The sequence below is a fragment of the Amycolatopsis alkalitolerans genome (assembly GCF_006152065.1).
GTDB classification, from domain to species: Bacteria; Actinomycetota; Actinomycetes; order Mycobacteriales; family Pseudonocardiaceae; genus Amycolatopsis_E; species Amycolatopsis_E alkalitolerans.
Window position 1 is genome coordinate 18,028 of record NZ_VDFW01000030.1, and the last position, 20,551, is coordinate 38,578.

Consider the following 20,551-nt stretch of genomic DNA (forward strand, 5'->3'; position numbering starts at 1 on the left):
CGGTGCTCTACTCGGACAATAAGTCCGGCGAGGTCTCATAGCCTGCGTCTGTGTCGATCGAGGGGAGAACCGCAATCCGCCCGGCCGTACCCGAACCCAAGGTCTCGATTCCGCCCGCGCCACGAGATGTCGTCGATCGCCGTGCGCCTCGCGGGCTGGTTTCTCCTGACGGCGAGCGGAACGGGTCGCGGCTCACGGTGGTCAGGGCACCCGCGGGCTTCGGCAAGACGACGATGGTCGCGGCCTGGGCGCGCGAGCGTTCGGCAGCCGGCGGGGAGCCGGTCGCGTGGCTGACGCTCGACGAGTCCGACAACGAGGCCGCCATGCTGTGCGCCGGGATCCTGCACGCGGTGGGCCGCGCGACCGGGACGGCCGGCAGGTCCGGATCGTCCCGGTACCCCGTCGAGGTGGCCGCGTTGCTGGTGTCGCTGGCGGAGATGGTCGATACCCAGCCCTCCCGGGTGTGGCTGGTTCTCGATGACGTGCACCGCGTCACGGACCGGCCGGCGCTGCGGGTGCTGGAGTCGCTGCTGCACTGGCCTTCGCGGAACCTGCGCATCGTCGTGTGCGGCCGGTGGATGCCAGAGCTGGGGCTGGCCCGGTTGTCGGTGGCGAGCAGGCTCCGGGAGATACGTGCCGCCGACCTCGCTTTCACCCGCGAGGAGACCGAAACCGTGGTACTGGCGAACGGCGGGCGTCTGCGAGGTGACGACCTCGGCGGGCTCATGGCGCTGACCGAGGGCTGGCCGGTCGCGGTGCGGCTGGCCGCATTGGCGCTGCCACGGCGGGGGCGGCAGGCGGGCACGGTGGAGTTCCTGGTCATGGCCGATCGCGCCGTGATCGACTACCTCAACCGCGAGGTGCTGTCCGAGCTGTCCGCCGACCAGCAGGAGTTGCTGCTCACCACCTGTGTGTGCGACACCTTCGACAGCAACCTGGCGACGGCGTTGACTGGCCGCGCCGGGACGCCCGAGGTGCTGCGGTCGCTGCTGAGCCTCGACGGGCTCGTCCAGCCGTCGGGGCCGGACGACACGTACCGGCTGCACCCCTTCCTGCGCGCGCACCTTCGTGCCCGCTTGAGACGGCACTCGCCGACGGTGCTGGCAGGTCTGCACTCGATCGCCGCGCGGTGGTTCGCGGTTCACGGCGATGTCCCCGCCGCGGCCGTGCTCGCGTCCCGCGCCGACAACGTCGACCTCGCGGCCTACCTGGTGGCCGAACACGGGGTGGGCTTGCTGCTGCGCGGCGAGGCAGCGCTGCTGAGCACACTCGGCGGGACCTTGCCGCTGCTGATCACTTCGCAGGCGGCCGTCGGGCTCGTGCTCACCGCCGCGGAGCTGATCGCGGGGGAACGGGCCGGCGCCGAGCTTCGCCTGGCGGGGCTGACCGACGCGCTCCGGCGAAACGGCGACGAGCGCGTCCGCGATCTCGAGCTGATCGTCCGCACCCACGTGGCCCGGCTCACCAGCGACATCGGGCCCGAACTCGACGAGCTCGGGGCGCGCATGACTCGCATCTCCGATCCGGATCTGCTGATTTTCGCGTTGGTCAACCACGGCACCGCCGTGTTCTGGCAGGGACGCCGGGAGCTCGGCGGCCGCGATCTGGAGAAGGCGATGCGGATGGCCGCCGCTCGCGGGTACGACCAGGTGGTCCTGCATTGCCTGAGCCATCTCGGTGGTATCGCGTCCGCCAACGGCGACTTCCCGGAAATGCGGCGCATCGCGCGGCAGGCACTGCGGTTCGCCGCGCAACGCGGCCCCGAGTTGCAGGGCGCCTGCTGCCAGGCCTACACGGTCGCGGCGTGGTCGGCGTACCAGTTCCTGGACACCGAGCACGCGGCCGAGCTGGCCGCGCTGGCGCTGACGCTCGTCGGGCCGGGCGAGGACCGGACGGTCGAGTTGTCGGCCCGGCTGGTCGCGGACGTGATCGGGTTCGACCAGGGCTCGGATCCCCACGCGACGCTGGTCCGGATGCGGCGGCATTGGGCGACGGTCGAGCGCGGGGAGCCGGTGCAGCCGGACCTGGTCGCCTATGTCGCGCCGGCCGAACACCGGATGGCCCTGCATCTTGGGCGGATCGACTGGGCCGCGGAGGTCGAACGCCGTGCCGCCACGACGCTGGGGGATTCGGGGGACGTCCAGCTGCTGCGGGCCCGAACGCACGTGTACCACGGCCGGGTCGTGGCGGCGCGGGCGCTGCTGCAGAAGGTCACCGGCGAGCAGGTCCGGTCGCAGGTCATCCTGACCAGGATCGAGGCGCACGTGCTGGCGGCCGTACTCGCCGACCGGGCCGGAGAGCGGCAGGCCGCCACCGCCGAGTTGCGGGCGGCGCTCGAGCTCGCGGCTCCGCGCCGGGCGCTCCGCCCGTTTCACGACGCGGGCCAGGACGTTCGGCGGCTGCTCGGGGAAATGGGGCGGCTCGATCCGTTCGCGCGGGAAGTACTGGACGCGATTCCCGCGGCCGGACCCGGGCTCAGCACCGAACTCACCCCGCGCGAGGTGCAGCTACTGCGGGAACTGCCATCGCTCGCGACGATCGAGGAGATCGCCGCGACCCTTTACGTGTCGGTGAACACGGTGAAGACCCACCTGCGCAACGTCTACCGGAAGCTGGGCGCCACGTCTCGTCGCGAAGCCGTGATCGTCGCCCGCGAACGCGGGCTGCTGTAGCCGGGGCCTTCAGCAGCGGAGGCGATGGGGAGCGGACCACGATTTCCGCGTGGCCTGGATTCACCCCGGATGAACGAGGTGGCACCGCTCGGATCGCGGCATACTCGCCACGTCACACGGTTGGGCCGGTGGCCAGTTCGGCCACCGGCCCTTTTCCGGCCCACCACTCTTTGATCAGGAACCCCGGAGCAATGGGGGTCAGTCGGCGCGTTCGGCGGCCGAGCGGATCTTCGCGACGGCGTCGCCGGCGATGAGGGTCAGGACCGTGCCCAGGAGTCCGTCGGGCACGGCCTCCTCGTCGATGGCGGACTCGACGGCGAGGCCGTTGCTCAGTGCCAGCAGGATCACGGCGAGTTCCTTGGGCGGCAACGGAAGCTGAAGGTCGAGGCCTTCGGCGAGCCGGTCGATCGCGCGCGCGATCGTCTCCCGTACCTCCCGGCGCCGCCGCCGCAGCGCCTCGCGGCGTTTCGGATCGTGGTGCGCCATCGCGAAGAATTCGGCGAGCAGCCGGTGCCAGACCGCGTCCGCGCGCATCTCGTGCATCAGCACCGCGGCCACGTTCGCGAGCGCCTCCTTGCCGTCGCCGGCCTCGGCGAAGCGCTCGAGGCTCGCCTCGAGCCGATGCGCGGCATGTTCCTCCATGAGCGCCAGGACGAGTTCGTCCTTCGAGGCGAAACTGGAGTAGACCGCACCCTTGGTGAGCCCGGCAGCCGCCGCGACCTCGGTCAGCTTCGCCGCGGCGATCCCGCGCTCGCCGAACACGGTGAACGCCGCGTCGAGGATGCGGCGGCGGGTCTCGGCCCGGGTCGGGCGCGTCCGGCCGGGCTGCCGCGCGGCCATGGTCCGGACCTCCCTCATCGGGGGCTTGACTTTCGCGTCGCCAGTTCAATACCTTCAGGTATCCAATACCTGTGGGTATCCAAAGTCAAGGGGCGTTTCGATGAGGAAACGACTGCTGATCATCCCGGTCCTGGCGGCGCTCGTGACGGCGCTGTTCGCCGCGCCCGCTCAGGCGGCCGGCGGAGTCAACGACTCCTCCTGCCGACCCGATGCCGCCCATCCCCGCCCGGTCGTGTTCCTGCACGGGCTCGGCGCTACCTACTACGAGGATCTGAACTTCCTGCAGGATTCGGTCGCGGCCAAGGGTTACTGCACCTTCAGCCTGACCTACGGCGCGTACCCGGACTTCCCGTTCGTCGGCGGGCTGCGCCCGATCGCCGACTCGGCCGCGGAGATCAGGCAGTTCATCACCCGGGTACTGGCGGAGACCGGTTCGTCCAAAGTGGACATCGTCGGCCACTCGGAGGGCGGCTTCCAATCCCTGTACGTGACCAAGACCCAGGGTATCGCCGACCAGATCGGCACGGTCGTCGCGATCGCGCCGCCGGCCCACGGCACCACCTTCGCGGGCCTGACGAACCTCGCCTACCTGCTGGGCCAACGGGATCTCGTCGGGCAGGCACTGTCCACACTGGGCTGCCCGGCGTGTGACGACCTGATCACCGGCGGCCGCGCGGTCGCGACGCTGAACGACGGCCCGATCGCCCAGCCGGGCGTGCACTACACGATCATCACGTCCCGCTACGACGAACTCGTGACCCCCACCGACACGGCGTTCGTGCGCGAGCCCGGGGTGGTGAACGAATACGTCCAGGACACCTGCCCGTTCGACCCGGTCGGGCATATCGGTGAGGCGTACGACCTCAACGTCTGGCATCTGGCGACCAACGCCCTCGACCCGGCGCACGCCGCGAAGTTCGCATGCACGGCAGGATCGCCGGGCTAGGCACGCAGCCGCGTACGTGTGTTTGCTTGCCAGGGCACTGAGTTGGCCCCTGGCGTCACCGAGTTGGCCGACCGCTCTCGCCGAGAGCAAACTCAGCAACCGGACCAGCCAACTCGGCACCGCAGCGGGCAAACTCACCGACGCTGCGGGCAAACACGGCAACGTAAACCGGACAGGATCACCCGACACCTGCCGCTCGGGCTGACTACTCCGGTCGGATCGGTTTTGCGCCGCAAGGGGAAGTCCGGGCCGGCACGCGGCCGGCCCGGACATCCGTGGCTCAGACCAGGTCGAACCGGTCGGCCATCATCACCTTGTCCCACGCGGCCACGAAGTCCCGCACGAACTTCTCCTTCGCGTCATCGCTCGCGTAGACTTCCGCGAGCGCACGCAGTTCGGAGTTCGAGCCGAACACGAGGTCGACACGGCTGGCCGTCCACTTGAGCGCACCGGTCGCGCGGTCGTGGCCCTCGAAGGTCTCCGCGTCGTCGGCCACCGGCTTCCACTCCGTGCCCATGTCGAGCAGGTTCGCGAAGAAGTCGTTGGTCAGCGCACCGGTCGAGGAGGTCAGCACGCCCAGCGGGGACTGCTGGTAGTTCGCGCCCAGTGCCCGCAGCCCGCCGACGAGGACGGTCATCTCGGGCGCGCTCAGGTTGAGCAGGTTCGCGCGGTCGATCAGCAGGTACTCCGAGGGCAGGCGGCTGCTCTTGCCACGGTAGTTGCGGAACCCGTCCGCCTTCGGCTCGAGCGGGGCGAAGGACTCCGCGTCGGTCTGCTCCTGCGAGGCGTCCGTGCGCCCCGGCGTGAACGGGACCTGGACGTCGACCCCGGCGGCCTTGGCGGCCTGCTCGACGGCGGCGACGCCACCGAGCACGATGAGGTCGGCCAGCGAGACCTTCTTGCCGCCGGTCTGGGCGCCGTTGAAGGACCCCTGGATGCCCTCGAGGGTGCGCAGCACCTGGGTCAGCGTCGCGGGTTCGTTGACCTCCCAGTCCCGCTGCGGCTCCAGCCGGATGCGGGCGCCGTTCGCGCCACCGCGCTTGTCGCTGCCGCGGAACGTCGAGGCCGACGCCCACGCCACCGACACGAGCTGGGAAACCGTCAGGCCCGAGTCGAGGATCTTGGCCTTGAGGTCGGCGACGTCGGCCTCGGAGACCAGTTCGTGGTCCACCGCCGGGACGCGGTCCTGCCAGATCAGCTCCTCCTGCGGGACCTGCGGTCCGAGGTAGCGCTGGATCGGGCCCATGTCACGGTGGGTCAGCTTGAACCACGCCCGCGCGAACGCGTCCGCGAACAGGTCCGGGTTCTCGTAGAACCGCCGCGAAATCGGCTCGTAGATCGGGTCGAACCGCAGCGCGAGGTCGGTGGTCAGCATCGACGGGGCGCGGTTGAGCTCGCCAGTCTCCGGGTCCGGGATCGTGTTCGCCCCGGCGCCGTTCTTCGGCTTCCACTGGTTGGCGCCGGCCGGGCTCTTGGTCAGCTCCCAGTCGTAGTTGAACAGGTTCTCGAAGAACCAGTTGCTCCACCTGGTCGGGGTCGGGGTCCAGGTGACCTCGAGACCGCTGGTGATCGCGTCGCGGCCCTTGCCCGACCCGAAGCTGTTCTTCCAGCCGAGGCCCTGCTCCTCGAGCGGGGCGCCCTCGGGCTCGGGGCCGACGTGCGTGTCGGGAGCGGCACCGTGGGTCTTGCCGAACGTGTGCCCGCCCGCGATCAGCGCGACGGTCTCCTCGTCGTTCATCGCCATCCGGCGGAAGGTCTCGCGGACGTCCCGGCCCGCGGCGATGGGGTCGGGGTTGCCGTTCGGGCCTTCCGGGTTGACGTAGATGAGGCCCATCTGGACCGCGGCGAGGGGTTCCTCGAGCTGGCGGTCACCGGAGTAGCGCTCGTCGCCGAGCCAGGTCTGCTCCGGGCCCCAGTAGACGTCCTCGTCCGGCTCCCACACGTCGGCGCGGCCACCACCGAAGCCGAAGGTCTTGAAGCCCATGGTCTCCAGGGCGCGGTTGCCCGTGAAGATCATCAGGTCGGCCCACGAGATCTTGCGGCCGTACTTCTTCTTGACCGGCCAGAGCAGGCGGCGTGCCTTGTCCAGGCTCACGTTGTCCGGCCAGCTGTTCAGCGGGGCGAAGCGCTGCATACCGGCGCCCGCCCCACCACGGCCGTCATCGATCCGGTACGTGCCGGCGCCGTGCCAGGCCATCCGGATCATCAGGCCGCCGTAGTGGCCGAAGTCCGCGGGCCACCACTCCTGCGAAGTCGTCAGCACCTCGTCGACGTCGCGCGCGAGCTCGTCGAGGTCGACGGTCTTGAACTCCGCGGCGTAGTCGAAGCCGGCGCCCATGGGGTTGGCCACGGCGGGGTGCTTCCGGAGGATCTTCAGGTTGATCTGGTTCGGCCACCAGTCGCGGTTACTGCCGCCCTCGGCCGGGTGCTGCATGCGCCCGTGGGCGACCGGGCAACCGCCCGCGCTCTCGTCGTTCATCTCGCCAACAACGGCGTCAGGGCTGTCAGACACGGGAATCCTTCCGGGAATCGGTGTTGGATGCGATAGAGCAGTCGGGGCACAGGCCCCAGTAGATGACCTCGGCCTCGTCGACGGTGAAGCCGTGGTCGTCGGACGCGGTCAGACACGGTGCGTCGCCGACGGCGCAGTCGACGTCGGCGATGACTCCGCACGACCGGCACACGACATGGTGATGGTTGTCCCCGACCCGCGCCTCGTACCGCGCCACGGAGCCGGTCGGCTCGATTCGCCGCAGCAGCCCGGCGGCCGTGAGCGCGCTGAGTACGTCGTAAACGGCCTGGTGGGACACCTCACCCAGGTCCTCACGCACGGCGCCGATGATCGAGGCGGTGTCGGCGTGGGGGTGGCCGTGCACCGCGGACAGCACAGCCACCCGGGGGCGGGTCACGCGAAGTGACGCCCCGCGCAGCATGCGCTCGTAGTCCGAAGCCGTTGGCACACGAGCAGTGTGCACCAGAAACTGGAATCAATCAAGATTAAGTCGCCCGGTCGTGGTGGCGGCGACTTACCCGGGCTCGCCGCGCCGCTTCCGGTGCACGACCCAGGCGAGGTCGGCCAACGTGCCCGCGGCGAGCAGGCCGAGCAGCACCGTGGCCCACCAGAACCCGTTGTAGGCGAACAGGATCGCGGCTCCGACGGCGAGGACGAACCCGATCGCGGCGAGCCAGATTCGCAAGGTCAGCGCGCTGTAGGCGGGCGCGGCATCGCCGTAGCCGGCGGTCGGATGGTGGTAGTCCGGCAAGCCCCGTTGCCAATCCGGCCGAAAGTAGGCGGACACGGTCCGCAGCCGGTCTGCACGGAGACACCCATTTCCGCCGTGACTGCCGTCGGATCGGCAACGAACGGCACAGTCGTAATCTTCCCGGCTGCGCGGCCGTTCATGGAAGAAACGCATACCTGCCGGATATCCCTGTCCGGCGCGCTGGAACCGCGGCGCCCCCGCCAGTCCGGTGGCCGCACCCGTCAGCAGCCCGGGAACTGGCGGACGGCCTGGTCGAGCGGTGTCCGCATGGACAAGAGTGCCGAGGCGGCCGAGGTGAACAGCGCGCGCAGGGCCCGCGCCGCCGGGGTGGGCCGCTGGTCGCGGGAGCTGGCGAGCAGGACGCGCCGTGCGGGGCCGCGGGTGCCCAGCGCGACCGTGGTGACGTCGTCGCGCAGGCTGGTGAGCGCGAGCCGTGGCGCGAGCGCGATGCCGAGGCCGACCGCCGCCATCGCCTGCGCCTCCTGGTAGTCGTGCGCGCGGTAGGCGATCGCGGGTTCGAACCCGGCCGCGTGGCAGCTGCGGGTCAGCACCTCGGCCACCGGGTGGTCGGCGCGCACGATCCACTGCTCGCCGGCCAGTTCGGCGAAGCTCGTGGACCGGCGCCCGGCGAGCCGGTGCGAGGCCGAGACGATCAGCGCCGTCGGATCGTCGAGCAGATGCGTGATTTCGAGGCTGTCCTCCGGAAGCCGCCGCCATTCGTAGTCCCACAGCAGGCTGAGCTCGACCTCACGGCCGGCCAGCATGTCGAGCAGGCCCGCGTTGCGCGCGCTGTACACGTTGAGGTCGACGGCCGGATGGCGGCGCCGGAACTCGCGCACGACGAGCGGCAGGAACGACGCCGCGACGGTCGGGAACGTGCCCAGCCGCAGCGATCCCGCCCGCAGGCCCGCGAGCTCGTCCAGATCGCCGCGGGCCGCGCGCAGCTCCCGCTCGATCCGCTCGGCGTGTGCCAGCAGGCCGCGCCCGGCCTCGGTGAGCGTGATCCCGCGCGCGTGCCGTTCCAGCAGCGGCTGGCCCGCCTCCGTCTCCAGCCTGCCGATCTGCTGCGACACGGCGGAGGGCGTGTAGTTCAGTGCGGTCGCGGCGCCGGTGATGGAGCCGTGGCGGGCGACCTCCGCGAGCAGCAGCATCCGCCGAACGTCGAACGTCATACACGAGCCTTAACTTCTGCTTAAGGGGTCTCAACTCTTTCGAGGTTGTACTCAAAGCTTGCCGGACGCAAGGTCGAAGCCATGCGATACCTGAGAGGGACCTGGATGCGCGGCGGCACCAGCAAGTGCTGGCTGTTCGACGCCGAGGATCTCGCGGGGGGCGACCCCGGCGAGGTGCTCGCCGCGGCGTTCGGCGCCGGTGACCCGCGCCAGATCGACGGGGTGGGCGGGGCGACCTCGACGACGTCGAAGGCCGCGCTCGTGCGGCGTTCCGGCGCGCCCGGTATCGACGTCGACTACCGCTTCGCGCAGGTCGGCATCGGTGCCCGCCGGGTGGAGTGGGGTAGCAACTGCGGCAACTGCGCGACCGCGATCGGCCTGTACGCCCTGCTCACCGGCCTGATCGAGCCTGAGCGGGACCGCACGACGGTCCGGATGCGCAACACCAACACCGGCACCCTGCTCGCCGCCGGTATCGCGACGCCCGGCGGTGTCGTGCCGGAAACCGGGACGGCGGTCGTGCCCGGTGCCGGCGATGGCGGTGTGCCCGTCGAGCTGGCGTTTCTCGATCCCTCGGGCAGCACCACGGGTGTGCTTTCGCCGACCGGGCGTCCGCTCGACCGCCTTCCGGTGCCGGCGACGCTCGTGGACGCCGGGGCGCCGGCGGCGCTCATCGACGCGGACGCCGCCGGGGACCTGACCGTGGACGAGCTGATCGCGTTGCGGCGCAAGGCCGCCGTGGTGATGGGACTGTCCGGAGCGGACGACGCGATCCCCAAGACCGGGCTCGTCGGCCGGCCGCGGGACCCCGGGCACGACCTGCATGTGCGGATGGTGTCGATGCTCGCCCCGCACCCCGCGGTCGGCCTCACCTCGGCCGTCGCGATCACCGCGGCGGCGGGCGTCGAAGGCAGCGTCGTGCACCGGGCCCTCGGCGGTCGGGTGCCCGGGGTGCTGCGGCTCGGCACTCCCGCCGGGGTCGTCACCGTCCGGGCCGAATGGGATTCGGGCGGGCGGCTGCGGGCTGTCCGGTTGGACCGTGCCGCCCGGCGGATCGCCGTCGCGGAGATCTCCGTACCGCTGACCGAAGACGTGGCACTGGCCTCGTGAGAAGGGAAGACATGAGCGAGTCCTGGGACGTCGTCGTCGTGGGTGGCGGGAACGCCGGGTTCTGCGCCGCGCAGTCCGCGCGGGAGCAGGGCGCGCGGGTGCTGCTGCTGGAGAAGGCGCCCCGCGAATGGGCCGGCGGCAACAGCTACTTCACCGCGGGCGCGATGCGAACGGTCCATAATGGACTGGAGGACGTGGCGGACCTGGTGGAGCCGTTCGACACCCGGCGCACCGATCTCGATCCGTACCGTGCCGCGGACTTCCTGGGTGATCTCCGGCGGGTGACCGGCGACCGGTGCGATCCGGCGCTCGCGGACATCCTGGTGGGACAGTCACGGTCCGCGATGAGCTGGCTGAAAGGGCTCGGACTGCGGTTCGAGCTGATGTTCCACCGGCAGGCCTACGAGGTCGGCGGCCGGTTCCGGTTCTGGGGCGGGCTCGCGGTCGGCACGGTCGGTGGCGGCAAGGGCATGATCGCGGACCACCTCGCCGCGGCCGGGCGCCGGGGCATCACGGTGCGGTTCGGCGCGCACGTCACGGATCTGCTGACCACACAAGGAGAAGTGCACGGCGTCGTGCTCTCCGGCGGGGAGCGGATCGAGGCCACGAGCGTCGTGCTGACCAGCGGCGGGTTCGAGGCCAACGCGGCGATGCGCGCGGCCTACCTCGGCCCGGGGTGGGACCTCGCGCTGGTGCGCGGCACGCCCTACAACACCGGCGACGGCATCAGGATGGCGATCGCCGCGGGCGCGCAGCCCTACGGTCACTACAGCGGATGCCATTCCGTCGCCTGGGACGCGGGGGCCCGCACGACCGGGGACCGGGAGCTGACCAACCAGCTCACCCGCGGCGGCTACCCGTTCGGCATCGTGGTCAACGCCGATGGTGAGCGGTTCGTCGACGAGGGCGCGGACTTCCGCAACTACACCTACGCCAAATACGGCGCGGAGATCCTCGCCCAGCCGGGAAGCCGCGCGGTGCAGGTGTTCGACGCGAAGGTCGCGCCGCTGTTGCGGCCGGAAGAGTACGCCGCGCCGGGCGTCACGAAGGTCGAGTCGGACACCCTGGACGGGCTCGCGAAGGAACTCGGCATCGACGAGGCGCGGTTCAGGCGCACCGTCGAGGACTTCAACGGCGCGGTGACGGGGGAGCGGTTCAACCCGACCGTCAAGGACGGCAAGCGCGCCGAGGGCATCACGCCGGTCAAGTCGAACTGGGCGCAGCCACTGGACACCCCGCCGTTCACCGCGTTTCCGGTGACGTGCGGGATCACGTTCACCTTCGGTGGCCTGCGGATCGACGACCGGTGCGCGGTGCTCGACACCGCGGGGCGCCGCGTTCCGGGCTTGTTCGCGGCCGGCGAGCTCGTCGGCGGGCTCTTCTACTTCAACTATCCGGGAGGTTCCGGCCTGACCGCCGGCGCCGTGTTCGGCCGCCGGGCCGGACGCGCCGCCGCCTGACCTGACCACGACCCGTCAAGGAGGACGGAGCCATGACTTCAGCACACCTGGCCGCCCGGCTCGACCGGCTGCCGCTCGGGCGGTTCCACCGGCGCGTGCTCTACGCGCTCGCGGTGGCGTTCGTCTTCGAGTTCGGTGACCTCAACACGTTCGCCTACGCGGCGCCGGCACTGAAGAAGTACGTGCACCTGACCGTGAACGACGTGGCTTTCGCCACCTCCGCGTCGTTCCTGGGCATGTTCGCCGGCGCGGTGCTCGGCGGCCGGTTCGCCGACCGGGTCGGCCGCCGCCGCGCCCTGCTGGTCTCGGTGACCGTGTTCTCGGTGTTCTCGCTGCTCAACGCGGGCGCCTGGAACGTGCCGACGCTCGCGCTCGCCCGCCTGCTCACCGGCGTCGGGCTCTCGGCGATGACCGTCGCGGCGACGACGTACATCTCCGAGACGATGCCGGCCGCGCACCGCGGGCGCATGCAGGCCGGCGTGATGGCGATCGGGCTGCTCGGCATCCCGATCATGTCGTTCACCGCGCGCGGCGTCATCCCGCTGGGCGCCGAGGCGTGGCGGCTGGTGTTCGTCTTCGGCGGCCTCGGGCTCATCGCGCTGCCGTTCATCGCTCGCCTGCCCGAGAGCCCGCGGTGGCTGCTGCGCCACGGCGGCGACGCCGAGCGCGCGGTGGCCGGCATCGAGGCCGAGACCGGGGGCCCGCTGCCCGAACCCGAGCCGGCCGACGAGGTCGTCGAGACCAAGGTCCGCTACCGCGAGCTGCTGCGAGGCCGGCTCGGCAGGCGCACCCTGATGCTCGCCGTCGCGTGGATCTTCCAGACGCTCGGTTTCTACGGTTTCGTGGCCTGGGTGCCGACCTTGCTCGCGGAACACGGGTTCAGCCTCGTGCACAGCCTCACGTTCTCCGCACTGACCACCCTGGGCGCCGTGCCGGGCGCGCTGCTGGCGTGGGTGATCTCCGACCGGTTCGGGCGCAAGCTGCCGATCGCGCTCGTCGCGACGGCGGTCGCGGTGTGCGGGCTCGCGTACGGCATGACGTTCAACGCGGTCGCGATCGTGGCGTTCGGGTTCTGCGTCAACGCGCTGATCCAGACCTTCGCCGCGCTGATCTACGCCTACACGCCCGAGCTGTACCCGACGGAGCTGCGCAATTCCGGCAACGGACTGGTCTACGGCCTCGGCAGGCTGAGCAACATCGCCGGCCCGCTGATCGTCGCGGCGATCTTCGGAGCGTTCGGGTACCAGCCGGTGTTCGTCTACATCGGAGCGTGCTGGCTCGTCGTCGCGGTCACGATCGGCCTGTTCGGCCCGCGTACGGGTATGCGCAACCTGGAAGGCATCGCCGGGGAACCGGACCCGGTCGCACGCGCGCGCACTGTCCCCGTAACGGAGTAGGCCGGACCGCTACACCAGCGCGGCGGCGCGCTCGCGGGCGCGGCGGGCCAGATCCCGGTAGGCCGCCGCGCTCGTCAGGTCGCGCGCTTCGGCGGCGAGACGTTCGTGCAACCGGCTTTTCGCCCGGAACCAGGCGGCGACGTCGGCGGCGGACGCCGTCGCCGAGGGCCGGTGGGATGCCAGGGACTGCAGCTCGATCAGCGTATTGCTCATGGTTGCCTCCGTTGTCCGCGTGCTGCCTCAGTTGACCAGGGCGAACGCGGGCGAAGGCAGGGGAAGTGGCCACCTTCGTCCCGGGGAAAGTGACGCCGGTCACCATGGACCATGGATCTTCGCGGAGGGGACTTTCGGCTCCTGGCACCGCGGCCGCGGGCGAGGGATCCTGGAATTGCCGGGGAAACCCGGTGACCCGCCCGAGGTGCTGGACTAATCGTCGAGGCTTCCCGAGCCTGGATTGACCCATCGTCGCAAGACGGGGAATTCCGCCCCCGGGCGGGCCTTTTCGTGCCCGCAGGGCGCCATCACCCGCTTCCGGTGGTCTTCCGCGTGCCGGAAACACCGGGTGGTGCGCGCGCCGGGTCCTTGCCAGCCTGGACACGGGCCCCGGCGAAAGGACGCGCGACCATGGAGTTCGGCATCTTCGAATCATTCGACCAGAGCCGCGGTGGCGCGGCCGGGGAGTTGCTGGAGGCGCGGCTGCGGTTCGCCGCCGAGGCCGAGCGGCTGGGGGTCGGGCATTACCACGTCACGGAGCACCATGGGACGCCCCTTTCGGTGTGCCCGTCGCCGAACCTGTTCATCGCGGCGCTGAGCCAGCGGACCGAGCGGATGCGGATCGGCGCGCTGGTCAACGTCCTGCCCAGCTACGACCCGTTCCGGCTGGCCGAGGAGATCGCCACGCTCGACCAGCTCACCGGCGGCCGGCTCGACTTCGGGGTCGGCTCGGGGGTGAGCCCGTACGAGCTCGAGATCTTCGGGATCGAGATCGCGCAGGCGAAACCGCGGTACGCGGAGACGCTGGAAGCGGTCACGAGCGCCCTGCGCACCGGGCGAATGCGCCACGAAGGCCGGCTGCTGCGGTCCTACGACGCCGAACTGTCCGTGCTTCCGGTGCAGCGCCCGTACCCGCCGCTGTGGTACGCCTCGAGCAACGCGGCGACGGCGGAGTGGGCGGGCCGCAATGCGGTCAACTTCGTGGGCAGGTGGAATCGCGGCGCGATCACCGACATCGTGCGAACCTATTGGGACGCTTGGCATTCCGGCACCGGTGAGCGCATCAACGGGCCCGTCGCGCGGCCCGTCGCCGGGATCGCCGGCAGCGTGGTGATCGCCTCCAGCGAGCAGCGGGCGCGCGATCTGTTCGGCCGCGCGAACGACCTGTTCTGCGAACGCCTGACCCATCTGTGGCACCGCAACGGCGATCACCGGGTGGACGCGGCGTTCAGCACCGAAGCGTCGCTCGCGAGCGGTGCGGCCTGCGTGGGGACCGCGGAACAGGTGCGGGACCAGGTCGTCCACCAGATCGAGACGTCCGGGGCGAACTACTTCGAGATGTCGATCTTTTTCGGCGACATGAGCCTCGACGAGGGCCTGTACAGCCTGCGCGCGTTCATGGAGCACGTCGCCCCGGCCGCACGAGCGGCCGCCCCTGGCTAGCCGGACAGCGAGTTCGCCGAGGACGTCGCGAACAGCATGCGCGCGGCGGTCTCCTCGGCCGCGCCCGGCGCCACGCGGCCCGTGACCGTCGCGAGATAGGCGGCGACGGTCGCGGTGATCGAGCCGTGGATCTCGATCGCGCGCGACTGAAGCTCCGGATGGCGTTCACTCTCGCGGAACACGACCCGGTGCATCGGGGTCTGCTCACCGAGCAGCCGGCACTACCGGGCCCACAGCGCGCCGATCGCGGCACGCGGATACGCCGGCGGCCTGGCCGGTGGCCGACCGCTTCGGGATGCGCGGGCCGATCGCGGTGTTCAGCCTCGTCTTGGCCGCGAGCGGGGTCGCGTACGGGCTGACCTTCGAGCCCGCCGCGATCATCGCCTTCGGCATCGTGGTCGCCGCGCTGAACCAGACGCTGGTCGCGCTGATGTACTCCTACCCGCCACGGCTGTTCCCGACCGGGGTGCGGGCGACGGGAACCGGGTTCTGCTACGGGCTCGGGCGCGTGCTCAACGCGGTCGGCCCGCTCGTGATCGGGCAGATCTACCTCAGCGCGGGCTACGTCCCGGTGTTCGTGTTCATCGGCGCCTGCGGTGCGATGATCACGGTTTCGGTGCTGCTGGCGCCCGCCCGCGCCCGGCTCGCCCCGTCCGTCGCCCGGCGCGCGACCGAGCTGTCCGGACGCTGACCTGGGATCCACGTCACGCTCCAGATAGTTGTTATATGCAACTAGCGGGTTATAGTTGTATGTGACAACCAAGTTCGGAGGTGAGCCATGGAGGGCAGCGCCGACCGGGCCGTCGCGCTGATGCGCGAACTGCGCACCGCCGGGCAGCTTCAGCACGCGTGGACCATGCAGTCCTGGCAGCAGGGCACGACCGCGCTGCATCCCGCCGCGATCCTGCTCCTGTCGGACCTGCGACAGCACGGCGAGAGCCGGCCTTCGGAGCTCGCGAAGCGCAAGATGGTCGATATCTCGGTGATCTCGCGGCAGGTCACGCAACTGGCCGCCGCCGGGCTCATCGAGCGCAGGCCCGCTCCGGAGGACGGGCGGGCGAGCCTGATCCGGCTCTCGGAGGCCGGCGAGGCGCTGCTCGGCCAGTGGCGCGAACGGCATCTCGGTTTCGTCGAGCGTGCGCTCGAAGGGTGGACCGACGAGGAGATCGAGAGGCTCACCGCCCGCCTGAACCTGATGAACGAAGGGATGCGTGGCGCGCTGGCCGCGGGGGCGACCCGTTAAGACAACTGTCATAATATCGGGGGACGAGGACCGTTGTCTTGGGAGTGCGCATGACCGAACGGCAGAAGACGATCACCTGGCAGGACCCGCTGGCCTCGGCCGCGGAAGGCCGGACGATGAGCGGGCTGGAGTACCTGACGGCCATCGCCGAAGGGCGGCTCCCGGGCGCGCCGATCGGTGCCCATCTGGGCATGCGGGTGGTCAAGGTCTCCGACGGCGAGGTCGTTTTCGCCGCGACGGCCGACGAATCCCTGTACAACCCGATCGGCATGATCCACGGCGGCGTCGCCGCGACACTGCTCGACTCCGCGATCGGCTGTGCCGTGCACACGAAGCTCCCGGCCGGGGTCGGCTACTCCTCGATCGAGCTGAAGGTCAGCTACCTCAAGGCGATCCATCCGTCCGCGGGCGAGCTGCGGGCGGTCGGCCGAGTGGTCAAGGCCGGTTCGCGGGTCTCGTTCGGCGAGGGAGAGCTGCACGACGCGTCCGGCACGCTGCTCGCGACCGCGTCCAGCAGCTGCCTGATCATGCGGCCGTGACTCCCTGATGCCGGCCAGCCGGTCACCGAAACGGTTCATTCCTCGTCGGTGAGCTTGTCCCGCAACTGCTCGAGCGTCTGCGCGAGCAGCCGGGACACGTGCATCTGCGAGATGCCGACGCGCTGGGCGATCTGCGTCTGCGTCATGTTCCCGAAGAAGCGCAGCATCAGGATCGTGCGTTCGCGTTCGGGCAGTTCCTGCAGAAGTGGTTGCAGGGCTTCATGGTTTTCGACCGACTCGAGCCCGCTGTCCTCTTCGCCGAGCGTGTCGGCGAGTGAGGCGGACTCGTTCTCGTCGCCCGCTGGTTTGTCGACGGAGATCGCGTAGTAGGCGTTGCCCGCCTGGAGGCCCTCGCTGACCTCGTCCACGCTGAGGTTCAGCGCGCGGGCGATCTCGGTGGGCGTCGGGGCGCGGCCGAGTCGCTGCCCGAGCTCACCGCTGGCGTGGCCGATCTGCAGGTGCAGTTCCTTGAGCCGCCGCGGTACGCGCACCGACCAGCTGGCGTCGCGGAAGTGCCGGCGGACCTCGCCCATGATCGTCGGCACGGCGAAGGACAGGAAATCGCTGCCACGGCCGGGGTCGAACCGGTCCACCGCGTTGATCAGGCCGACGCGCGCGACCTGTACCAGATCATCATGGGTCTCGCCGCGCCCGCCGAACCGCCGCGCGATGTGCTCGGCCACGGACAGATACTCGGTGACCAGCCTGCTCCGCAGCTCCTCGTACCGCGGACCCCCGCGACCGGCCTGCGCCAGTTGCTCGAACATTGCGGTCTTCTCGTCGTCGCTCAACTCGCCGCGTGAAGGTCCCGCCGGTCTCATGGTCCGGGCTACCCGCGCATCCGGCTGCCCAACCGTGGTTGGCCCGCGTTTAACTTCTCCATCCCCGGCCAGAACCTGCATGTGGCCGAGCTGTCGGCCGCGCTGTGCCGGCAGGGTCATGAAGTCACGCGCGGCCACTGTCCGGTCCGCACGGCGCACTTCTGGATGTCCGGGCTGGCCTCGCTGCTCGCGGCCCACGACCTCGATCTTTCCCGTGGTTCAGACCTTTCACGGGCTCGGTGTGGTCAAGCGGCGCCATCCGGGCGCGGCCGACACCAGCCCGTCCGAGCGGGTCGCGATCGAGCGGCTGATCGGCAAGAACGCGACCAGGGTCGCGGCCACCTAAGGGTTTCGCGACCGCCCTCGCCGTGAGGCCGCGCTGTTCGACCCGGACCACGCTCATCGTCGGCGAGCCATACCTGGCTGATCCGAAGCTCGTACGGCCGATGGCCATCGGCGAAATCGGCGGTGACGCGGCCGCCGTGCACGGGGCGGGCCGCAGAACATCGCGGGAATGGAGAAGGCCGTGCTGGCCGAGCCGGATCACCCCGGCCCGGGTACCGGCTGCGGCCGGTCCCCTGCGTCCCAGCCGGCGGACACGACCTTGAGCGCGGCGGGCACGGTGGGCTGCACCGGCAGCCGGCGGGCGAGACCGGTCACCTCGAGAGGCCTGGCCACGGCCCGTGACCTGCCGACCAGTGCCCACCGCAGGTGCCGGCGCGCGGCGCCCGCGTTGGTGTCGAGCAGGACCTGCAGTCCGGCCGAGCCGAGGAAGGTCACCCGGTCGAGGTCCAGGACGAAGGTGCGCTCCGCGGTCAGCTGGTCGCCGACGAACGCGCGCAGGCAGGGTGCGCCCAGCGCGTCGATCTCGCCCGTCGCGCGGGCCAGGAGGATGCCGTCCTGATGCTGTTCGGTTTCGATCTGGACGTCGCTCGGTGTGTGCACGGCGTCTCCGATCTGTTGAGGGTTCACGGAAACGGGACGCACGACCCGACGCTGATGGAACCTGAAACCGCCGGTCGCGTGCGCACTCGCTTGCCCGGCACGGCTGACCATCCAGCCGCTCAACTCCGACCGTACGGACGAGGTGAACGGCTCGCAAGCCGCGCCCACACGGTTTTGCCCCCATCCGGTGACGGTGTGCACCCCCAGTCACGAGCGGTCCGCTCGACCAGCACCATGCCGAACCCGCCCGTGGTACCACCCGCACGGATATAGGCGGGATGCGGGCTGTCGTCCGACACGGAAATGACCAGCAGGCCCCGGTACAGCTCGAGACGCAGCTTCGGGATCGATTCCGTGTGCTCGAGCGTGTTCTCCACCAGCTCGCTCGTGACCGTCTCGGCCTCGGCGGTCAGCCCGGCGATCCGCCAGTCGACACATACCCGGCTGACGAACCGCCGCGCCGCGCGCGGTGCTTCCGGGCTCCTTGCGAGGACGATTTCCGCACTACTTCGCATCGAGCGTTTCTCCCCAACCTGCACGGTCGGGACGGTAGTACCCCCCGCGGGCGGCCTGAAACCGTCTCAAGTGGACGTGCCGGGTGCCGCTCGCGGATTGAGGGCTTGCCTGGGTTTTGGCGGAAGAGGACAGTGGGTAGGCCAGGTCGGCACTATGCGCGACGAAGGCGAGGATGCGATGACGGAGTTGCGGGCCCGGCCCATCGTCCTGGGCAACCGGTACGACCTTCCGGCACGGCACCGCCGCGGCACCATGATCCTGCGGCTGACCAGGACCACCGACCACAAGGTGATCGGGTTCCTGTACCTGTTCACCTCACTCGGGTTCTTCATGATCGGCGGGGCGATGGCCCTGCTCATGCGTGGTGAGCTCGCCAGGCCAGGGCTGCAGTTCCTGTCCAACGAGCAGTACAACCAGCTGTTCACCATGCACGGCACGATCATGCTCCTGCTGTACGCGACGCCGAACCTGTTCGCCTTCGCCAACCTGGTGCTGCCCCTGCAGATCGGCTCGCCCGACGTCGCGTTCCCGCGGCTGAACGCCCTGTCCTACTGGCTCTTCCTGTTCGGCGGGCTGATCGTGCTGTCCTCGTTCGCTACCCCGGGCGGCGCGGCCGACTTCGGCTGGACGGCGTACACCCCGCTGTCGAACTACACGCATTCGCCGGGCATCGGGGGAAACCTGTGGACAGCGGGGCTGATCGTGGCCGGGCTCGGGACCATTCTCGGCGCGGTCAACATGGTGACCACGATCGTCTGCCTGCGCTGTCCCGGGATGACCATGTGGCGGATGCCGATCTTCACCTGGAACATCCTGTTCACTTCGGTCCTGATCCTCGCGGTCTTCCCGATCCTCACCGCCGCGCTGTTCGCGCTGCTGGCCGACCGGGTGATCGGCGCGCACCTGCTCGATCCGGAGAACGGCGGGGGGATCCTGTGGCAGCACCTGTTCTGGTTCTTCGGTCATCCCGAGGTGTACATCATCGCGCTGCCCTATTTCGGCATCGTCACCGAGATCGTTCCGGTGTTCAGCCGGAAACCCCTGTTCGGCTACCGGCTGATGGTGTTCGCGACGCTCGGGATCACCGCGCTGTCGTTCGCGGTGTGGGCGCACCACATGTTCGCGACGGGTGCCGTGCTCCTGCCGTTCTTCTCGTTCCTGACCTTCCTGATCGCGGTGCCGACCGGGATCAAGTTCTTCAACTGGATCGGCACCATGTGGAAGGGCCACATCACGTTCGAAACGCCCATGCTGTGGTCCGTCGGGTTCATGGTCACCTTCCTGCTCGGCGGGCTCACCGGGGTGATCCTGGCGTCCCCGCCGCTGGACTTCCACATCACCGACACCTACTTCGTGGTGGCGCACTTCCACTACGTGCTGTTCGGCACGATCGTGTTCGCCACCTTCGCCGGGGTGTATTTCTGGTTCCCGAAGATGACGGGGCGGATGCTTGACGAGTCGCTCGGGAAGCTGCACTTCTGGACCACGTTCATCGGTTTCCACACGACGTTCCTGGTGCAGCACTGGCTCGGTGACATGGGCATGCCCCGCCGGTACGCCGACTACCTGCCCGGCGACGGGTTCACCACGCTGAACACCATTTCGACGATCGGCGCGTTCATCCTGGGCGCCTCGATGCTGCCGTTCGCCTACAACGTGTTACGCAGCTACCGCTTCGGCGAGCGGGTGGAGGTGGACGATCCGTGGGGCTTCGGCAACTCGCTGGAATGGGCCACCACCTGCCCGCCGCCGCGCCACAACTTCACCGAGCTGCCCAGGATCCGGAGCGAGCGGCCCGCTTTCGAACTGCACTACCCGCAACTGATCGAGCGGCTGCACGCCGAGGGGCACATCACGCTCAGCGGTAAGCCGATCCCGGTTGCCCAGACCGCCACGACGGCGTCGGACAAGGCCGCCGACGCGAGCACGCCGCCCGAGTAGCGCCCATCATCTCCGGGTAGTTCCGGCACG

The 20,551-nt window shown here is 70.1% G+C and carries 20 protein-coding genes and 1 pseudogene; 11 read left to right on the forward strand and 10 right to left on the reverse strand.

Features of this window, described 5'->3' with window-relative positions:
• The first annotated feature begins 50 nt into the window (after nt 1-50).
• On the forward strand, nt 51-2,672 hold the full coding sequence (locus tag FG385_RS26720) for a LuxR C-terminal-related transcriptional regulator (RefSeq protein WP_139099555.1): 2,622 nt from the start codon (nt 51-53) through the stop codon (nt 2,670-2,672).
• A gap of 198 nt (nt 2,673-2,870) precedes the next feature.
• Here the strand turns inward: FG385_RS26720 and FG385_RS26725 are convergent, their stop codons facing one another.
• The gene (locus FG385_RS26725) at nt 2,871-3,512 is read right to left on the reverse strand and encodes a TetR/AcrR family transcriptional regulator (protein WP_139099556.1); all 642 of its coding nucleotides are present in this window, start codon (nt 3,510-3,512) and stop codon (nt 2,871-2,873) included.
• Nucleotides 3,513-3,612: 100 nt separating this feature from the next.
• On the opposite strand from FG385_RS26725, the gene FG385_RS26730 reads away from it, so the two are divergent.
• Nucleotides 3,613-4,458 carry an esterase/lipase family protein gene (locus tag FG385_RS26730; RefSeq protein WP_139099557.1) on the forward strand — a complete coding sequence of 282 codons (846 nt, stop codon included), beginning with the start codon at nt 3,613-3,615 and terminating at the stop codon, nt 4,456-4,458.
• A 280-nt stretch (nt 4,459-4,738) separates the two neighbouring features.
• On the opposite strand, the gene katG is transcribed toward FG385_RS26730, so the two are convergent.
• From katG to FG385_RS26750, 4 genes are all read right to left on the reverse strand, one after another.
• Nucleotides 4,739-6,970, reverse strand: a complete 2,232-nt coding sequence (gene katG / locus FG385_RS26735) for a catalase/peroxidase HPI (protein WP_139099558.1) — start codon at nt 6,968-6,970, stop codon at nt 4,739-4,741.
• Nucleotides 6,963-7,418: a Fur family transcriptional regulator gene (locus FG385_RS26740; protein ID WP_139099559.1), complete on the reverse strand. Its 456-nt coding sequence runs from the start codon at nt 7,416-7,418 to the stop codon at nt 6,963-6,965. The genes katG and FG385_RS26740 overlap by 8 nt, the downstream gene beginning before the upstream one ends.
• A gap of 66 nt (nt 7,419-7,484) precedes the next feature.
• Nucleotides 7,485-7,757: a DUF6343 family protein gene (locus FG385_RS26745; protein ID WP_235022808.1), complete on the reverse strand. Its 273-nt coding sequence runs from the start codon at nt 7,755-7,757 to the stop codon at nt 7,485-7,487.
• A 185-nt stretch (nt 7,758-7,942) separates the two neighbouring features.
• Nucleotides 7,943-8,893, reverse strand: coding sequence for a LysR family transcriptional regulator (locus FG385_RS26750; protein ID WP_139099560.1), 951 nt, complete (start codon nt 8,891-8,893; stop codon nt 7,943-7,945).
• A gap of 81 nt (nt 8,894-8,974) precedes the next feature.
• Between FG385_RS26750 and FG385_RS26755 the strand changes: the two genes are divergently transcribed.
• Genes FG385_RS26755 through FG385_RS26765 form a run of 3 tightly spaced genes read left to right on the forward strand, consistent with a single transcriptional unit; the run spans nt 8,975 to nt 12,860 of the window.
• Nucleotides 8,975-10,003, forward strand: a complete 1,029-nt coding sequence (locus FG385_RS26755) for a PrpF domain-containing protein (protein ID WP_139099561.1) — start codon at nt 8,975-8,977, stop codon at nt 10,001-10,003.
• A gap of 11 nt (nt 10,004-10,014) precedes the next feature.
• Nucleotides 10,015-11,463 carry an FAD-dependent tricarballylate dehydrogenase TcuA gene (gene tcuA, locus FG385_RS26760; protein ID WP_139099562.1) on the forward strand — a complete coding sequence of 483 codons (1,449 nt, stop codon included), beginning with the start codon at nt 10,015-10,017 and terminating at the stop codon, nt 11,461-11,463.
• Between the two features lie 32 nt (nt 11,464-11,495).
• A complete protein-coding gene (locus FG385_RS26765) occupies nt 11,496-12,860 on the forward strand; it encodes an MFS transporter (protein ID WP_139099563.1) in 1,365 nt (454 codons plus the stop codon).
• 9 nt (nt 12,861-12,869) lie between these two features.
• Here FG385_RS26765 and FG385_RS26770 read toward each other — a convergent pair whose 3' ends face one another.
• The gene (locus FG385_RS26770) at nt 12,870-13,073 is read right to left on the reverse strand and encodes a hypothetical protein (RefSeq protein WP_139099564.1); all 204 of its coding nucleotides are present in this window, start codon (nt 13,071-13,073) and stop codon (nt 12,870-12,872) included.
• A gap of 411 nt (nt 13,074-13,484) precedes the next feature.
• Between FG385_RS26770 and FG385_RS26775 the strand changes: the two genes are divergently transcribed.
• Nucleotides 13,485-14,516, forward strand: a complete 1,032-nt coding sequence (locus tag FG385_RS26775) for an LLM class flavin-dependent oxidoreductase (RefSeq protein WP_139099565.1) — start codon at nt 13,485-13,487, stop codon at nt 14,514-14,516.
• Here the strand turns inward: FG385_RS26775 and FG385_RS26780 are convergent.
• Complete coding sequence (locus tag FG385_RS26780) at nt 14,513-14,710, reverse strand: hypothetical protein (protein ID WP_139099566.1); 198 nt, start codon at nt 14,708-14,710, stop codon at nt 14,513-14,515. The genes FG385_RS26775 and FG385_RS26780 overlap by 4 nt on opposite strands.
• Before the next feature lie 83 nt (nt 14,711-14,793).
• On the opposite strand from FG385_RS26780, the gene FG385_RS26785 reads away from it, so the two are divergent.
• The 3 genes from FG385_RS26785 to FG385_RS26795 all read left to right on the forward strand — a co-directional run bounded on the left by FG385_RS26785 (nt 14,794) and on the right by FG385_RS26795 (nt 16,298).
• Entirely contained in the window at nt 14,794-15,207 is a 414-nt protein-coding gene (locus tag FG385_RS26785; RefSeq protein WP_139099567.1) for an MFS transporter, read from the forward strand.
• A gap of 87 nt (nt 15,208-15,294) precedes the next feature.
• Entirely contained in the window at nt 15,295-15,759 is a 465-nt protein-coding gene (locus FG385_RS26790; RefSeq protein ID WP_139099568.1) for a MarR family winged helix-turn-helix transcriptional regulator, read from the forward strand.
• Nucleotides 15,760-15,809: 50 nt separating this feature from the next.
• Nucleotides 15,810-16,298, forward strand: coding sequence for a PaaI family thioesterase (locus tag FG385_RS26795; RefSeq protein WP_139099569.1), 489 nt, complete (start codon nt 15,810-15,812; stop codon nt 16,296-16,298).
• 35 nt (nt 16,299-16,333) lie between these two features.
• Here the strand turns inward: FG385_RS26795 and FG385_RS26800 are convergent, their stop codons facing one another.
• Nucleotides 16,334-17,065: a SigB/SigF/SigG family RNA polymerase sigma factor gene (locus FG385_RS26800; protein ID WP_235022809.1), complete on the reverse strand. Its 732-nt coding sequence runs from the start codon at nt 17,063-17,065 to the stop codon at nt 16,334-16,336.
• A 120-nt stretch (nt 17,066-17,185) separates the two neighbouring features.
• On the opposite strand from FG385_RS26800, the pseudogene FG385_RS26805 reads away from it, so the two are divergent.
• Nucleotides 17,186-17,462 (forward strand): annotated as a pseudogene (locus tag FG385_RS26805) (glycosyltransferase family 1 protein); the annotation flags it as partial.
• Nucleotides 17,463-17,662: 200 nt separating this feature from the next.
• Here the strand turns inward: FG385_RS26805 and FG385_RS26810 are convergent.
• Entirely contained in the window at nt 17,663-18,064 is a 402-nt protein-coding gene (locus tag FG385_RS26810; RefSeq protein WP_235022810.1) for an anti-sigma factor antagonist, read from the reverse strand.
• A 119-nt stretch (nt 18,065-18,183) separates the two neighbouring features.
• Entirely contained in the window at nt 18,184-18,579 is a 396-nt protein-coding gene (locus tag FG385_RS26815) for an ATP-binding protein (RefSeq protein ID WP_139099571.1), read from the reverse strand.
• Nucleotides 18,580-18,757: 178 nt separating this feature from the next.
• On the opposite strand from FG385_RS26815, the gene ctaD reads away from it, so the two are divergent.
• Nucleotides 18,758-20,521 (forward strand): aa3-type cytochrome oxidase subunit I, encoded by a 1,764-nt coding sequence (gene ctaD, locus FG385_RS26820; RefSeq protein ID WP_139099572.1) that lies wholly within the window; start codon nt 18,758-18,760, stop codon nt 20,519-20,521.
• Nucleotides 20,522-20,551: the final 30 nt, after the last annotated feature.

Bases quoted from the DNA above. Each gene is read 5' to 3' on its own strand.
- FG385_RS26725 (WP_139099556.1), bottom strand. From the start codon at position 3,512: ATGGCCGCGCGGCAGCCCGGCCGGACGCGCCCGACCCGGGCCGAGACC.
- FG385_RS26730 (WP_139099557.1), top strand. From the start codon at position 3,613: ATGAGGAAACGACTGCTGATCATCCCGGTCCTGGCGGCGCTCGTGACG.
- FG385_RS26750 (WP_139099560.1), bottom strand. From the start codon at position 8,893: ATGACGTTCGACGTTCGGCGGATGCTGCTGCTCGCGGAGGTCGCCCGC.
- FG385_RS26755 (WP_139099561.1), top strand. From the start codon at position 8,975: ATGCGATACCTGAGAGGGACCTGGATGCGCGGCGGCACCAGCAAGTGC.
- tcuA (WP_139099562.1), top strand. From the start codon at position 10,015: ATGAGCGAGTCCTGGGACGTCGTCGTCGTGGGTGGCGGGAACGCCGGG.
- FG385_RS26765 (WP_139099563.1), top strand. From the start codon at position 11,496: ATGACTTCAGCACACCTGGCCGCCCGGCTCGACCGGCTGCCGCTCGGG.
- FG385_RS26770 (WP_139099564.1), bottom strand. From the start codon at position 13,073: ATGAGCAATACGCTGATCGAGCTGCAGTCCCTGGCATCCCACCGGCCC.
- FG385_RS26775 (WP_139099565.1), top strand. From the start codon at position 13,485: ATGGAGTTCGGCATCTTCGAATCATTCGACCAGAGCCGCGGTGGCGCG.
- FG385_RS26780 (WP_139099566.1), bottom strand. From the start codon at position 14,710: ATGCACCGGGTCGTGTTCCGCGAGAGTGAACGCCATCCGGAGCTTCAG.
- FG385_RS26790 (WP_139099568.1), top strand. From the start codon at position 15,295: ATGGAGGGCAGCGCCGACCGGGCCGTCGCGCTGATGCGCGAACTGCGC.
- FG385_RS26795 (WP_139099569.1), top strand. From the start codon at position 15,810: ATGACCGAACGGCAGAAGACGATCACCTGGCAGGACCCGCTGGCCTCG.
- FG385_RS26800 (WP_235022809.1), bottom strand. From the start codon at position 17,065: ATGTTCGAGCAACTGGCGCAGGCCGGTCGCGGGGGTCCGCGGTACGAG.
- FG385_RS26815 (WP_139099571.1), bottom strand. From the start codon at position 18,579: ATGCGAAGTAGTGCGGAAATCGTCCTCGCAAGGAGCCCGGAAGCACCG.
- ctaD (WP_139099572.1), top strand. From the start codon at position 18,758: ATGACGGAGTTGCGGGCCCGGCCCATCGTCCTGGGCAACCGGTACGAC.